The sequence below is a fragment of the Streptomyces sp. genome (assembly GCF_035563135.1).
Classification (GTDB): domain Bacteria; phylum Actinomycetota; class Actinomycetes; order Streptomycetales; family Streptomycetaceae; genus Streptomyces.
On record NZ_DATMVN010000312.1, the window covers coordinates 16,614 to 29,778 of the forward strand.

The window sequence follows — 13,165 nt, forward strand, 5'->3', positions numbered from 1 at the left end:
CTGCCATTGGGAGCGCCGTTCTCCATCTTGAAACCCGCATGTGGCTGCTTGCTCTGGACCGGATGCAAAGGGGCGGACATGCACCCTTGGGGTCCGGTGAACTGGAACTCATCCTGACCAATGAGAAGGGGCAGACGTACAGCGCGGGTCGGTACCGCCAGACGCGCTGCAACCTGATCAGGGCCGGGTTGCTGGCTCCGTCCGCTTCGGCTCGGTGCCTGCTGATTCCGGGCACGGTGGCGTCTATGGATGCACCCTCGAAGAAGAAGCGGGAGGAGTGCGCCACACACGGGCACAACATCCCATGGGATGCCCGCCAGGGAGATTGGATGTTCAGTACGCCGGGTGATGCTCAGCACTGGGAAGCGGAATGCGACAACATCGCCAGGGGCGGGAGTCCATTCCCCTCCAGCGCGTGGGCACATGGCGTACGGGTGGGCGGAGGAGGAGGCGTTAACGAAACGGTGGCCTCGGCCCCTTGATACCAAGGGCGAGTCCTACGCCCCTTCTTAAATAGCAGGTTGAAGCCGGGGTGAGCTGAAGCGAGCACCGGGACACAGTTCCATAGATTTGATCAGTTCAGGCCACCCCCTTGGGAGGGGTGGCCTGTTCTGTTATGAGTCCAGTGACAGGCCACATTCCGCCATGTTCGGCGGTATTCGAATCTCCGGCCGGGGGCCCTCGATGCGTTTAAGTCTGTCTCAGCCTTCCTCTGCCGCTGCGTATTTCCCTCCCAGCCGTGGGTGAGGGAGGGAAATTCCTCACGTCAGAGCGCGGCTGCGACCGGCGCGCGATCACCCCGAGATTCGCAATTCTGCAACGAGTTACTTGGAGTTCTCCATGTTTGATCGGCACGCTTTTGCTGCCCGTCGTGTCACTCTCGGCCTGTCCGTGGAGGAACTAGCCGACGCGCTGTTTATCGCTCCCTCCACTGTGTACCGGTGGGAGTCAGGCGAGACGACGCCAAGCTTCCGCACTCTGGTGCAGGCATCCCGGCATCTGTGTACGCCGCTGCTCTCTCTACTTCTTGATCACCACTCAGCTCAGACTGCATGAACTGAACGATTAGTTAGGAGGTGTCGCCCATGAGCGACTCCCAGACCGATTCCCATTCTCCAGCCCAGCGGCCGGCCGACGGTTCTGACGCCGTACTAGCCGAGTTGCACCGCGAGTACTCGACCAAGCTCGCAACGGCCGAACTCAAGGCTCACGCCGCCCAGGCCGGTATCAATCTTCCCAATGGCTTCACCGACTACCTGGATGCTTCGAAGCTTCTTGGTGAGGACGGCAACCCTTCGAACGAGGCGATCACCAAGGCCCTCACCCCGCTCATGCCCAAAACGGAGTTTCCGCAGATCGCCGGAACCGGCTACTACCGACACAATCCCGTTCCTGTGCGTCGCGTTTCCCTCGACGTTCGTAACCGCTAATCAGGAGTACCTATATGACCTTTGCTTACCAGTCTGTCTCTAGCCACACGTTCGTCCCGGAAATCTGGGATGCCGACCTACTCACCCAGTTTGACCCGCTGCTGGTCTGGGCTTCCCCCATCGTTTCTAACAACAAGTACGAGGGCGAGATCCGGAAGAAGGGCGATGTTGTCCACATCAACTCGCTTCTGCGGCCCTCGGTTGGTGACTACAAGCTCCCGGACGGCATGACCGCCCAGCGACCTGAAACCGTTGATCAGAAGCTCCCCATCACTGAGGCCAAGTACCTCCAGGTCCTCATTGAGGACGCGGAGCGCATCCAGGTTGCAGGCGGGCTCAGTTCCCCGATCAACCAGCAGATGATCCGGGCCCTTGCCCGGGAGGCCGACACCTTCATGGGAAACACCATTGTCAGCGGCGCTACGGCCTTCCCGAATGTCACCACCGATGCCGCCACAGCCCCACAGGCGTTCTACAGCGCCATCCTGGACATGATGCTGGCCCTGGATGATAACGACATCCCCGCAGGCCGTTACGTGGTCGTCTCGCCTCGCGTGAAGCGGTATCTGATTGAGCATCCGTCCGTTGCCAATGCTGCGGCCTACGGCGAGGGCGGCGTGACCGCTAACGGGGTGGTGGCCCGTCTGGCAGGCTTCACGATCCTGTCCACGACTGCCATGCCTGCTGGGGCGGATATCGTCGCCGGACACTCTGAGTTCGCTACCTACGCTTCCCAGTTCTCCGGGTTCCGCGAGGGCCAGTCGGAGAAGTACCGGGCAGATTACATCGACACCCTGCACCTGTACGGCGGCAAGATCGTCCGATACCCCGAGCTGGACACCAAGAAGGTTGACAACACCTTTGATGAGTCCAAGCCGACCAAGGGAATCGTCAAGGCTGCCGTTGAATGGGCCACCGCGGCCTGATCCGAGATTAGTTAGGGGCCTTGCCAACATGGCGGGGCCCCATCCCGTTCACGCTCCGTCGATGAGAGCCCGAGGCCGGCCATCGACGCCACGTAACCGAAACTGGAGGAATCCATGCCCAAGATGCGAAACCCAAATTCACCACACTCCCGGTTTAAGGGCCTGATAGAGCTCCCATGGGATCACGGGCTTCCCGTTCCTGAGCTGCCCGCTTTCCGGGAATGGACCGAGGCGGATCGTAACCAGTGGCGGCAGTGGTGGGAATCGCCGCAGGCCTCCATGTGGGATGATTCGTTCATTCCTACCGTGGCTGTAATGCTCACCTACTTCGGAAATATCCTTGTTGGCACGGCCACAAGCACACACCAGATGGAATACCGACACCTTGCGGGCACCTTGGGCTTGACCGCAGAAAGCATGAAGCGGCTCGGCTGGACCTTCCAAGGTGATACGCGGTGAGCGCCCGCCGAGCAGCCAAGGCCAGAGCCACAGATGCTCATGACGGCCAGCACAGGCCCGGCATCGAATGTTCCTGGCCAGAGGAGTGCTCAAGTTGTCTCCGAGAGTTCTCCATTCACATCGGGTGGCTTTTGACCGGCAACGGCCATCCATGGGATGACCGACTTGAGCATGTTCCAACATGTTGCTTCCCGTGCCGATCCTGAGTGAGCTCGTTGTCAGAGGCGCTCGCTACTGTTGCGCCACAGCCGGTGGGAGGGGTGGAGTGGCAAGAAGGCGGTTCTACGGGTGGGTACACATGATGGTGTTGTTCGCCCACAACGGTCGGTGCCTCTACTGCGGAGCGGAGTCTCGGGTCATGGATCACGTGATCCCGCTTGCTGCTGGAGGAGAGGACAGCTCCAAGAACCTGGTGCCAGCCTGTGACGACTGCAACTTGAGCAAGGGGGATAGCCCACTTCCTCAATGGATCATGCGGCGAGAGTTCCAACTCCCCCGACAGAGGGGCGGCACACCCCTGGGTGACATCTCTCTTATGGACTCATACCAGGACGCTCACCAGGAATGCGTTAGGACTATCCGCAGAGTTGAGTCTGCGTGCCTCGAAATAGAGGATCCCGAGCGGCGAAAGTGGTTCCGAAAATGCTTTCCCGAAGCACGCTATCCACGAAATAGAGAAGCGATAGATGACCTCCGGCGCAGAGCTGGCAAACAGATCCAGGAGGCCCATTTGTCCGGGTTCTCCGTGACTCCCCGACCTGTTTTCATTAATGATTCCGAGTTCGGCGACTTCGGTGACATCATGGACGCCTTTTTCGGTGCCCGATAAGACTTTCTCCGACTGAAGCGGATCGACAAATGTCGATCCGCTTCCTTATTTCATATTTTGATTGGCGAACACGACGGAAGGAAGGCACCCCCGGTGGTACCTATTCCTTTTGAATTAAGCATTACCCCCACTATTGTATTCACTTGAGTAATGCGTCAGTTATCTGTTAGTTATCGTTCTGTGATAAGGGTGGTGGAGAATGGGGGTTAAGCGGGTGAGTCATTGAGCAGCGCTCCGGCCTTCCGCTGACACTTTCTCCCTACCAAAGGAATGCAGAGCTATGCGCAAGACCGTGCTTGTCCCAGTTCAGAAGACACTCTGCGACGCTCACATTGCCCGCGACGGGAGCGAGGAAGAGGCTACGCAGACGCTGACTCTTGGCGTTCGCACTTGGGACTTGTGCGTGGAGCACAACGCCACCTTCGGCCGCTACCTGGTGGATGCTCTCGGGACTGGGGTGCACGACACTGTCGAGCCTGAGTCTGTGCCGGTTGCTGAGCCTGCCCCTGTTGCTGAGCCGGAGCCGGAAGCGGAGTCCGAAGTGGTGACCGACCCCTTGCCTGTCCGATCCGTGATGATCGCGGGAGAGGTACCGGGATACGACTGGGAGACAGTGCGGGAGGCTGTTCGGAACCTTGGCTATCAGGTGGTGGGGCGTGCCGATGAGTCCACTGTGCTGCTGATCCTGGGTGATGGTGGGGAGCGCAACGGTTCGAAGCTTCGGGACGCTTCGGATCGTGGCATCCCGTGCATGGACGTGCGGGAGCCTGGCCGCTTCAAGTCTGTTGTTTGTGCTGGTGAGTTGGTAGGCAGCGACCCGCTTCCTGAGCCTGCCAAGGTCGGCCCCCAGGCCATGAGCGAGCGTGAGCGCAACCGTGCTGTCAGAGCTTGGGCCCGGACCAACGGATACGAGATACCCACCAAGGGCCGCATCCCCATGCATGTGCGGCACGCTTTCGAGCTGACACACAGGGACGCTTCGGAGGGAAAAGCGGCAGCGGCCTGAGTGCCGCGCCTACGGTGACGGCTGCTGAGTGCGGCCGTCACCCCGGGCCCCGTGACCTGAGTGTGTGGAAGAGCGCCAAGGGATACGGGGCAGGCTCCAAACCGTCCAAGGGCAAGTGCACGCCAGGATCGTGGGTCACCTGGATGACCCCCCGGGGCCAGGACCGCACGGGCATCGTGAGTGACGACCTGTTGACGGTTGCCTCAGTCGCACGGCGCATCCCCATGGACAAGGCAGTGCGATGTACCGCCGTGATCATTCCGGCGGACGGGGGCGACATGCTCCCCCTGCTGCGCAAGACAGCCAAGGCACCCCACGAACAGACCAAGGACGGCGGCCGGTGGCGTCCTGTCGTCCCTCTCAACCGAACCAACTCTCAGGAAGTGACAGCAGCATGAACACCCCCGTTCTCTACGGCCCGATAGGCCGTTCCGTCCGCAAGATCTCCCCGTACCTGGAAACGGATGAACTGGGTGTGTACGTGTCCGCCCTGTCGATGTGGTCGGCAGCCATCGGCGGAACCGTCAAGGTCTCCTCCCGTGGCAACGGCCGTCCGGTGCTGCTGTGGAGTGCGTTGGTCGCCGGTACAGGACGTGGAAAGGGGTCGGCACTGAGGGCAGCGCACCATGTTCTGGAGAAGTCCGTGGGCCGCTTCCTGGCGACCCACACCACATCCGGGATCACATCCGGGGCGAGTCTGGTCAACCATCTGTGGGGCCAGCAGGAAGCCACAGCCGAGACGGAACAGGGCCGCGACGTGCGCACCCTGGTAGTGGAAGAGGAATGGTCGGAAGTGCTCCGCAGGGTCAAGCGTGACCCCTCGTTCACGACCAAACTTCGCGCGGCCTGGGATGGTGCCACGCTCCGCAACACCACCAAGGAAGAGGCTCAGGAAGTCCGCGACCCCGCCATGGTCCTGCACTGCCATGTCACCCCGTCCGACTGGACCAAGTACGTAGGGGAGTCGGAAGCGGCCGGAGGCTCGTACAACCGCATCCTCCCCTTCCTGCTGGGATCAGTTCCCATGCTCGACGACGACCGTGTGAGCCTGCCCGACATCGACAGCCGAGAACTGGCCGAAGCCTACGGATGGGCAACCGCACGCTCCCGCGTCATCACACTCTCCGAAGACGCCCGCCCCCTGTGGAAGGTCGTACGCCGATACGCCCGCATCCTGGGTGAGACCCTGCCCGACGAACAGGCAGTATTCATCGAACGGACCGCAGAACAGACACTCAGGGTCGCGGCCTGCCTGGCCGCTTCCGAGTGCTCCGAGACCATCACGGAAGAGATCCTTTCGGCCGCTTTCACACTCGTACGCCGTTCAGTCCAGGACACCGTACGGATCACCAAGGGGGCTGACGCTCCGAAGGTGAAGCGGCAGCCGCTCAGCCTGGCGGACAAGGTCCGGGCCCGGATCGAGATGCATGGCGGTCGGGCCACGTCGTCTCAGGTGCTCCCGTACGTGGGAGCAAGTGCTACTGAGGTCAAGGCACTTCCCGGGATCGTCGTAACCGTTGAACGGTCGGGGAAGACCGGACGCCCGTCCACCGTTCTCACACTTCGCGGTGACAGTTCCCGTGACTCTGTGCCGCAGCCGGCCAGCGCGGACAGTAGGCAGAACAGGAGCGACGTTTCCCGTAGTGCTCTGTCGAGGCCAGCTGACCCGGAGCGTGATGTGAAGCGCGCCAAGGTCGTACAGATCGACACCTACAGAACAACACCGAAGCAGACATCGGAGCCCGTGCCAGTGAAGCAGCCGGAACCGACCATAGGTTCCAACCCCTTCCACGCGCTCCTCTGATCTCCCCAACAAACCAAATGAACGCCCCCGCCGCGATTGGCAGGGGCGTTCCCTATTGGTTAGCGTGCCAACGCGTGTACGAGCATCGTGCCCACGGTCCTGCCCTGCGGCGGATCGATAATTGATGCTGACACCACCGCGAATCCGTGGCATGTGAGCAGGTGCTTCCATGCGTCGAGGCTGTGGTTGTACCGCAATCCTGCCCCACCTGGTTTCACATCTTGGCTTCCGGTGGGGAGGTGGGAGAACGCGAGAGTGCCACCGGAAGTCATACGGGATCGAATCAGCGGCAGCAGTGTGTGCGGATCGACGAACCACACGGCACCAAAGATGGAGAGCACGACGTCGAACGTCTCGTCCGTCTCGCTCAGGAATGCCGTCACCTCTGCCGTTCGGAACTCAAGACCCGCCAGACCAGCCCAGCGTTCCTTCGCGACCGATTCGCGGGCTGGTGCAACGTCCACTCCCAGACCCGTCGCACCGCGCGTGACCAGGTGTGCCAGGTTGCTCCCGCTGCCTGAGCCGAGTTCCAGCACCCGACGTCCGGCGACGGTTCCTAGAACGCTCTCGGTCGGCCCGTGATCGGCGTACTGAGTCCAGTTCAGCCACGTTGTCTCGCCCGTGGCGTTCACTGCCCTGCGCGGCTTGCTCCCGACCGCGTACTTGTCCCAGGACTCAGCCAATGACATGCGGTGATCCTTTCCAGCAGAAGGGGCCTACTCCCAACGTACGGGGTAGGCCCCAACTCAACGGCTAGGCGGCTCTACTTGGGTGAGTCGTGGCACCCGGAGTGGCACTGGTTGCAGTCGGCTGCACTCTCCATGCCCCACAGGTCGGCGTCGATCTTGAACCCGGCTGCCTTGATGGCCGTGATCGTCCGCTCCAGGACGAGCGGTCGGCCATCTTTGGAGCCGTGCCCGTCCCGCGCCGCCTCGTCGTCGCTGAGGCACTGGACCTGGGCCGTCGTCCCCGGAAGCTCCGGAACGTGGTGGATGTACCGGCCGAAGTGCCGGTCGGTGAAGTGGTGGTAGGGGATCGAGTCGAGCATGAACGAGTGCCATGCCTCGTCCACCTGTTCGGACGGACCCATGAGAAGGTCAGGGTTCTCGCCGCACGTGACCAGGTAGGCGATGGCCTGCCCGAACTTGGCTTCCGCCAGTTCACGTGTGTTAGCGGGGTTGCGGAGAAGGAGGGCTACCTCCCGCTCCCATACGTCCGGCGCGATGTACGTCCTCGGGTCGCGGATCACTACTGCCGTACTCATGCTGGCTTTCCTCCACGTAGTTGGATGTCCGACGTGCTCCGTTCATGCCGTCCGCCTCTGCACCTGGGGCACAGGCACGGGGGCATCAGGCCAGTCGCGAGGGGCTCCCCGCCCTCACCCTCGTACAGGGTTCGCGGCTCCGTCTGCGTACCGTCAACTCTCACCTTGTAGGCGCTGATGCGGATGGACATGTTGACCATGTTCCGGATTAATCTCGACCATCGCGGCGACGTTCGAGGCGACCCTCGGGCGTCATGTCGACGTCACTCCGAGGGCGTCAAACCGGTGTCATTCGAGGTGCTGCGTGGCTAGCCTCGGACCATGACGACTACGGCCGAGCATGGACGAGTTCCCAACGACGTACTGACCTCCGTACGCAAGTCGATGAACCTCAGCCAAGACGAGTTCGCCCAGGGGTTACGTGGCGCGGGGGAAGCACTGGGCGAACCGAACGACGCTTCCAAGCGACTCGTGCAACGTTGGGAGTCCGGGAAGACCAGGACGTGCCGGCCGCTGTATGCGCGAGCGCTGAAAAAGTTCACTGGCCGCGCCCCGCAGTCACTAGGGTTTGCGATCCCTATGACACGCGTCCACTCAGACGGCGCAGGAGGTCACGATATGGAAGCAGGGGAAGTCGGCACGACCAATGCCGTCACAAGCCCGGAGCCGGAGACCCACGGCGAGTACGCAGGTATCTGGCTGTCTCGGTACGAGTTCTACTCGTCCAGCCGTGACGAGACTTTCGACTGCAAACACCATGTCGTAATCGTCCAGCACGGCAACAGGCTGACAGCCCAGAGCCTGCCCGGAGCGTCGACCAACCCGGACAGCCCCTTGTCTCTGGACCTGACCGTGGACCGGAACATCATCACAGGAACGTGGACGGAACAGACGGCGGTGGACGGCTACTACCACGGTGCCCGGTACCACGGTGCCGTCCAGCTACTGATCGAGCCGACGGGCCGCCGCATGGCAGGCAAGTGGGTCGGTTTCGGGAAGGACTTCGACGTGAACAGTGGACCCTGGGAGCTCCGCCTACTCGACCGCTCCACGGGACGGGCCAGTGTCGAAAGGTACTCGCCTTCCCCAGAGTGAGTGGCAGGCTGGTCACGTAACCAACGCGTGAGAGCACCGCTTCTGGACCGACCCTGGGGGAATCCTGGGCGACTCCCTCACTCGTGGGGTGTTTTGGCAGGTCAGGCGAATGCGCGCCGTAGAGCACGCAGATCTACGAAGGCACGAACCAGGTCCAGCGCATCGTGATGGCCCGCAACCTGCCGTAGCACTGTTCTCGCGGGAAACACGGGACGGGAGACCGGACTGGAACCGGATGCCGACCTGTATGAACGACAAGACCCCCGGCGTGATGCCGGGGGTCTTGCGCGCGAGCTACGCCCGGTGGAGCGAAGGGCGCTCGGCCACCTGGTCAGGGCTGAGGCCGTCCACGGTCAGGTTGCCGGTCCACAGGTGATCCCGGTTGGCGTAGGTGGTTTCGAAGCCGGCGCGCTTCCCACCGGGCTCCAGCTTCCAGTCCTGGTCGTGGAACTGGGCGATGCGGCCGCTGCCGCAGACGAACGCCCGGGTCGCCTGGATCAGAATCCACTGTGCGAGTTCGGTGTCCTTGGCTGCGGGCCTCCCACAGGCACGGGCCATCTGCCACAGCCGTGGCCACTCGACACCAGGGGTCAGGGGGCCGATCACGGCCACGTCCCCGATCCGTCGTTCGTCAAGATGGTGGGTGGCGTAGCCGAAGACCGTGCCGAACATCGCGAACACCGTGACCCGGCCTCGTCCGGTCAGGCCCTCGTCATCGCTGCTCATCTCTGGAACCCTTGGCTGTGGCGGTCCGGGCGCCTTAGCCACGCCCGGACCGCTTCCGTTCGGTGAGAGTGGATCAGCAGCCGTCGCCGTCACCGCAGCACGCGGGCGGGTTGCAGTTCTTCGCAGCGCCCCACAGCCGGTCGTCCACGTGGAATCCGGCGGCCCTGACGCGGTCCACCACGGAACCGATCAGCGGGCGGGTGCGGACGGTGGCCTTGGGCTCGTGTCCGAGGAAGAACCCGAACTGTTCCTCGCACCACGCGGCGTAGGCCTGGGTATGGAGTACGAACGAGTGCCAGCCGGGGTCCACGGCGTCGGACGGGGTCATGTCGAAAGCACGGGTGTCGCCCATGACCTTGAGGAAGGCAAGGGCCTGGTCCACGATCCGGTGGGCGGTGGACAGCTCGTGCCCGTACTCCTGCGCGCAGAACTCCGACACCTTCTCGAACAGCTCGGGACTGACGAGGTCCCGCCCGCGCCGTAAGGCGGCGGGGGGTTCCAGCAAGGTCGTCATTGACAGTGCTCCTCTCGAATCAGACAGTCAACGGAGGAGGGAACTGCCCCCGCCGGTGCCTCCGGACTTGTCGCCGGGGTCGGTCATCGCTTCGCCTCCTTCGGGTGATCAGGGGCCTCCTGCTTTCCCTGGTGCCGGAGCGTTGCCCTCACCGCCAGGGCGGCACCCCAGCCAAGGGGCGGACCGGGGGAGGAACCCGGGCTCGCCAGCCCGGACCGGGAAGCGTCTTCCCGTGCTCATGCCTTGTCCGGTCGGGGGCGGTCCTGCCAGCCGCAAGGGGGGAGCGGTGGCAGGAGTCAGAGGCTGGCTCAATGGGCCGAGGGACCTTGGAGGGCCTCCGCGATCTGCTTCACGGCATATGCGGGCAGGAGGCCGAGGTGCACGTACGCGTTCCCGTTGTACGTGACGGTGGGGCGTACGCCACTCCAAGCCGATTCGGGTATTCCGAGGGCGGCCAGCGCGGCCCGTATGGACTCGGCGGCATCAGTGGCTCGTGCTCGGCCGTCTCTCCAGGTCTGCATGTCCATCAGTGGCCGGTCCCGTGCATCCGCAAAAGGATGTTGCAGTCAGCGATCGTGCTGCTGTCCCGCTCCATCGCAGCGGCCTTCTGGAGCTGGCCCAGTCGCGCACACTCGGGGCAACCAGCCACCGGCCGGGGCGCGGGGCGTTCCTTCCGCGTAGGCAGCGTCACCATTGGTTCGTGCCACCGATTCGGTTCCGTCGTCATTACGCCGCGTCCTCCCGCTCGCTTCCGAGGTCGATGGAATGACCCTGGAAAGCGGGGGACGGGGCGAGCCACGGTCTTGCACAGGAACTAATCGAGGGATGTGATCGCGTCCGAGATCAGAGCCCGGGCGGGGGCGCCGTAGACGGCGAGCTTGGACAGCCCGGAGAACGCCTTGGCGTACGTGGCAACCTCGCTGGGAGCCGTGACGTTCACTGCGGCCGTGAGCAGCTCCACGCTCGCTTGGCGGTTGTCGAAGAGATAGAAGGCTTCCAAGGGCCAGACAAGCCGCTGGGCCGTGAAAGGGATTACCCCGAGGCTCACGTTCGGAAGCGCCATGACGGCCAGCAGGTAACCGAGCTGTCCAGCCATGGCGGGAGCATCGCCGACGCGATAACGGAGCACCGTTTCTTCCAACAGGAGAGCGAAGCGATGGTTACCGTCATGGAGCACGCGTGAGCGCTCGATTCGGGATGCCGCCGCCCTCTGCGAGTCGTCAGGGGTCCCTTGAAAGGCGGCAATGGTCGACAGCAGAGCTGCCGCGTACGCCTCGGTCTGGAGCATGCCCGGCACCACGTTCGAGCAGTACACGCGGAAGTGGCGAGTCTGCTTGTAGAGAGGGACAACCTCCTCCTGCGCCCGGCGCATGCCGTGCCGATGCAGCTTTTGCCAGTGGACGTACATCTGGTCGGCTTGGCGGTTCGCCGCGATCAGGTCGTCTGTCTGATCCTCTGCTCCGCACGCTGTGCACCAGGCGCGGATGTCGGCGGCCGATGCAGGGGTCTTGGCCCGCTCGATGCGGGACGACTTCGCGGGGCTCCAGCCGCACCGAAGGGCCAGCTGATGCCCGGTCAGCTCCGCGTCTTTGCGCAGACCCCCGAGGCGAGCGGCTATGGCTTCACGGGCTGCCTGGGCGCTGGAGGAGGGGGACGTAGACATGAATGGGCTCTTCGATTTCCGTCAGGTCAGACCGTGTACTTCTCGTGCGGGATACCGCGCTCCCAGACTGCCTCGAACGCAGTGGAGGCCAGTCGCGCCACGGCGGGCTCGGAACGAACCTCCCAGCCGGGCTCGGACCAGTTCCCTTCACCGGAGAAATGGTTGAAGAGTACGACCTCTCCGTCGAACACCCAGCAGTCGTTTCCGGGAAGCGCGATGTCCGAAGCCTGTCGCCTGGGCAGCCAGCGGACCTGCTCTCCGGCGTGAAGGTTGACCACGGTGCCGGCATGCTCGTACCTGATGTAATCCGTTACCGGTTCCGATACGACGCGGGCACGGCGGACCGTTACGCCTCGGGCCACAGTGCTGCGAATCAAATCAACCCATGGCGCCCAGTAGGCGGACGCCGGGTCGGTGTCGCGCCGGCCCGTGCGCTTCCAGCTCTCGAAGTCCTCCGCCTCGTCCCCGACGCCGTACGAGTCGCGCAGCTCCAGGTGCACAGCCGAATGCTTGGCTGCGGCCAGCAGCTCGTTAAAACCCGGCTCGTTCTGCGACATCGCACGCCTTCCTGAGCATCGGCGCCATGCGGGCCGGAATCCGAATCACGGCTTCGTGCGGAGGGATGCCCGAAGCGTGCCCGGGAATCTCCAGCGCAGCGCATTCCGCCTCCAGCTTCTCGTCTGGCTTCCAGCCCTGAAGCACCAGCTCTCCCTTTTCCTCGTCCACCCATACGGTGGGGGAGCCCTGCTGCCCGGTGTCTGGATCAATCCCGATGAACCGTAGTGCCATGACTGCCTCCGGTGTCGAGTGGCTTACGCCAACTTGCATGAGCATCGTCCCTGCATCGCAGGAGCGTCAAGAGGCTCGCTGGATACCGGTAGGACGGAGGGCGCCCGGGCGCAGTCAAGTTGATCTCCCCTCCCAGTGTCTCGACGGCTACCTGTTGGTCACCAAAGGCGTAGAAGGTTTCGAGAGGCCAGACGGTCCGGCGGCCGTGGGCAGGTACTCAAGCTGTCCGCACATCGCGGCGTCGTCTGCGACGCGGTAGTGGAGAACCGTCTCTTCGAGGAGGATCGCGAAGCGGTGGTCACTCTCCCGTGCGAGCCGCACAGGACGGCCAGGTCATGCCCTGAGAGCCCAGCGTCTTTCATGAGCCCTTGGAGACGGGTGGCCACGGCGGCCCGTGCTGCTTGGGCTGTGGAGAGCGGGGAGGAAGGCATGAGCTGACCGGCCAGTGATTCAGACGGTGTACTTCTCGTGCGGGATGCCGCGTTCCCACACTGCTTCGAAGGCCGCCGTGCAGTGGGCGGTTACGGCGGGGTCGTCCGTCTGGTCGGTGTGGACCCATCGGCCGACCCCGTCGAAAATGTTGAACTGGGCCAGCTTCCCGTCGAACAGCCAGAAGTCGTTTCCCGGGAGGGCAAGGTCAGATGCTTGCCTGCGGGGGAG

Annotated in this window: 18 protein-coding genes; 8 read left to right on the plus strand and 10 right to left on the minus strand. The window is 63.3% G+C overall.

The window, feature by feature from the left end; all coding sequences use genetic code 11:
• Positions 1-840 precede the first annotated feature (840 nt).
• From VN520_RS39620 to VN520_RS13740, 7 genes are all read left to right on the plus strand, one after another.
• Positions 841-1,056, plus strand: a complete 216-nt coding sequence (locus tag VN520_RS39620) for a helix-turn-helix domain-containing protein (protein ID WP_414719844.1) — start codon at positions 841-843, stop codon at positions 1,054-1,056.
• 29 nt (positions 1,057-1,085) lie between these two features.
• A complete protein-coding gene (locus VN520_RS13720; RefSeq protein WP_325747171.1) occupies positions 1,086-1,430 on the plus strand; it encodes a hypothetical protein in 345 nt (114 codons plus the stop codon).
• 14 nt (positions 1,431-1,444) lie between these two features.
• Positions 1,445-2,356 (plus strand): hypothetical protein, encoded by a 912-nt coding sequence (locus VN520_RS13725; RefSeq protein WP_325747172.1) that lies wholly within the window; start codon positions 1,445-1,447, stop codon positions 2,354-2,356.
• 114 nt (positions 2,357-2,470) lie between these two features.
• Positions 2,471-2,815 (plus strand): hypothetical protein, encoded by a 345-nt coding sequence (locus VN520_RS13730; protein WP_325747173.1) that lies wholly within the window; start codon positions 2,471-2,473, stop codon positions 2,813-2,815.
• 301 nt (positions 2,816-3,116) lie between these two features.
• Entirely contained in the window at positions 3,117-3,644 is a 528-nt protein-coding gene (locus tag VN520_RS39625; RefSeq protein WP_414719845.1) for an HNH endonuclease, read from the plus strand.
• A gap of 280 nt (positions 3,645-3,924) precedes the next feature.
• Positions 3,925-4,650, plus strand: coding sequence for an Lsr2 family DNA-binding protein (locus VN520_RS13735; RefSeq protein WP_325747174.1), 726 nt, complete (start codon positions 3,925-3,927; stop codon positions 4,648-4,650).
• A gap of 394 nt (positions 4,651-5,044) precedes the next feature.
• Positions 5,045-6,454 (plus strand): DUF3987 domain-containing protein, encoded by a 1,410-nt coding sequence (locus VN520_RS13740; RefSeq protein ID WP_325747175.1) that lies wholly within the window; start codon positions 5,045-5,047, stop codon positions 6,452-6,454.
• A gap of 59 nt (positions 6,455-6,513) precedes the next feature.
• Here the strand turns inward: VN520_RS13740 and VN520_RS13745 are convergent, their stop codons facing one another.
• Together VN520_RS13745 and VN520_RS13750 are read right to left on the minus strand one after the other, a co-directional pair.
• Positions 6,514-7,143: a class I SAM-dependent methyltransferase gene (locus VN520_RS13745; RefSeq protein WP_325747176.1), complete on the minus strand. Its 630-nt coding sequence runs from the start codon at positions 7,141-7,143 to the stop codon at positions 6,514-6,516.
• A gap of 74 nt (positions 7,144-7,217) precedes the next feature.
• Positions 7,218-7,718 carry a hypothetical protein gene (locus tag VN520_RS13750; protein WP_325747177.1) on the minus strand — a complete coding sequence of 167 codons (501 nt, stop codon included), beginning with the start codon at positions 7,716-7,718 and terminating at the stop codon, positions 7,218-7,220.
• A 321-nt stretch (positions 7,719-8,039) separates the two neighbouring features.
• Here VN520_RS13750 and VN520_RS13755 point away from each other — a divergent pair, with 321 nt between their 5' ends.
• A complete protein-coding gene (locus VN520_RS13755) occupies positions 8,040-8,813 on the plus strand; it encodes an XRE family transcriptional regulator (protein ID WP_325747178.1) in 774 nt (257 codons plus the stop codon).
• Between the two features lie 294 nt (positions 8,814-9,107).
• Here the strand turns inward: VN520_RS13755 and VN520_RS13760 are convergent, their stop codons facing one another.
• The 8 genes from VN520_RS13760 to VN520_RS13795 all read right to left on the minus strand — a co-directional run.
• Positions 9,108-9,539, minus strand: a complete 432-nt coding sequence (locus VN520_RS13760; protein WP_325747179.1) for a hypothetical protein — start codon at positions 9,537-9,539, stop codon at positions 9,108-9,110.
• A gap of 73 nt (positions 9,540-9,612) precedes the next feature.
• Positions 9,613-10,053, minus strand: a complete 441-nt coding sequence (locus tag VN520_RS13765; protein ID WP_325747180.1) for a hypothetical protein — start codon at positions 10,051-10,053, stop codon at positions 9,613-9,615.
• A gap of 308 nt (positions 10,054-10,361) precedes the next feature.
• Complete coding sequence (locus VN520_RS13770; RefSeq protein WP_325747181.1) at positions 10,362-10,574, minus strand: hypothetical protein; 213 nt, start codon at positions 10,572-10,574, stop codon at positions 10,362-10,364.
• A 293-nt stretch (positions 10,575-10,867) separates the two neighbouring features.
• Positions 10,868-11,716, minus strand: coding sequence for a helix-turn-helix transcriptional regulator (locus VN520_RS13775; RefSeq protein ID WP_325747182.1), 849 nt, complete (start codon positions 11,714-11,716; stop codon positions 10,868-10,870).
• Positions 11,717-11,742: 26 nt separating this feature from the next.
• Positions 11,743-12,273, minus strand: a complete 531-nt coding sequence (locus VN520_RS13780) for a DUF6879 family protein (RefSeq protein ID WP_325747183.1) — start codon at positions 12,271-12,273, stop codon at positions 11,743-11,745.
• Positions 12,248-12,505 (minus strand): hypothetical protein, encoded by a 258-nt coding sequence (locus VN520_RS13785; RefSeq protein ID WP_325747184.1) that lies wholly within the window; start codon positions 12,503-12,505, stop codon positions 12,248-12,250. The genes VN520_RS13780 and VN520_RS13785 overlap by 26 nt, the downstream gene beginning before the upstream one ends.
• A gap of 147 nt (positions 12,506-12,652) precedes the next feature.
• On the minus strand, positions 12,653-12,826 hold the full coding sequence (locus VN520_RS13790; RefSeq protein WP_325747185.1) for a Scr1 family TA system antitoxin-like transcriptional regulator: 174 nt from the start codon (positions 12,824-12,826) through the stop codon (positions 12,653-12,655).
• A 129-nt stretch (positions 12,827-12,955) separates the two neighbouring features.
• On the minus strand, positions 12,956-13,165 hold a 210-nt coding region (locus VN520_RS13795; protein ID WP_331681914.1), incomplete at its 5' end, for a DUF6879 family protein.

What these genes read in the sequence shown, in the direction of transcription:
- VN520_RS13785 (WP_325747184.1), bottom strand. Translation starts at nt 12,505, where the DNA reads ATGGCACTACGGTTCATCGGGATTGATCCAGACACCGGGCAGCAGGGC.
- VN520_RS39625 (WP_414719845.1), top strand. Translation starts at nt 3,117, where the DNA reads ATGGTGTTGTTCGCCCACAACGGTCGGTGCCTCTACTGCGGAGCGGAG.
- VN520_RS13780 (WP_325747183.1), bottom strand. Translation starts at nt 12,273, where the DNA reads ATGTCGCAGAACGAGCCGGGTTTTAACGAGCTGCTGGCCGCAGCCAAG.
- VN520_RS13745 (WP_325747176.1), bottom strand. Translation starts at nt 7,143, where the DNA reads ATGTCATTGGCTGAGTCCTGGGACAAGTACGCGGTCGGGAGCAAGCCG.
- VN520_RS13775 (WP_325747182.1), bottom strand. Translation starts at nt 11,716, where the DNA reads ATGTCTACGTCCCCCTCCTCCAGCGCCCAGGCAGCCCGTGAAGCCATA.
- VN520_RS13730 (WP_325747173.1), top strand. Translation starts at nt 2,471, where the DNA reads ATGCCCAAGATGCGAAACCCAAATTCACCACACTCCCGGTTTAAGGGC.
- VN520_RS13735 (WP_325747174.1), top strand. Translation starts at nt 3,925, where the DNA reads ATGCGCAAGACCGTGCTTGTCCCAGTTCAGAAGACACTCTGCGACGCT.
- VN520_RS13770 (WP_325747181.1), bottom strand. Translation starts at nt 10,574, where the DNA reads ATGCAGACCTGGAGAGACGGCCGAGCACGAGCCACTGATGCCGCCGAG.
- VN520_RS39620 (WP_414719844.1), top strand. Translation starts at nt 841, where the DNA reads ATGTTTGATCGGCACGCTTTTGCTGCCCGTCGTGTCACTCTCGGCCTG.
- VN520_RS13765 (WP_325747180.1), bottom strand. Translation starts at nt 10,053, where the DNA reads ATGACGACCTTGCTGGAACCCCCCGCCGCCTTACGGCGCGGGCGGGAC.
- VN520_RS13720 (WP_325747171.1), top strand. Translation starts at nt 1,086, where the DNA reads ATGAGCGACTCCCAGACCGATTCCCATTCTCCAGCCCAGCGGCCGGCC.
- VN520_RS13755 (WP_325747178.1), top strand. Translation starts at nt 8,040, where the DNA reads ATGACGACTACGGCCGAGCATGGACGAGTTCCCAACGACGTACTGACC.
- VN520_RS13740 (WP_325747175.1), top strand. Translation starts at nt 5,045, where the DNA reads ATGAACACCCCCGTTCTCTACGGCCCGATAGGCCGTTCCGTCCGCAAG.
- VN520_RS13725 (WP_325747172.1), top strand. Translation starts at nt 1,445, where the DNA reads ATGACCTTTGCTTACCAGTCTGTCTCTAGCCACACGTTCGTCCCGGAA.
- VN520_RS13760 (WP_325747179.1), bottom strand. Translation starts at nt 9,539, where the DNA reads ATGAGCAGCGATGACGAGGGCCTGACCGGACGAGGCCGGGTCACGGTG.
- VN520_RS13750 (WP_325747177.1), bottom strand. Translation starts at nt 7,718, where the DNA reads ATGAGTACGGCAGTAGTGATCCGCGACCCGAGGACGTACATCGCGCCG.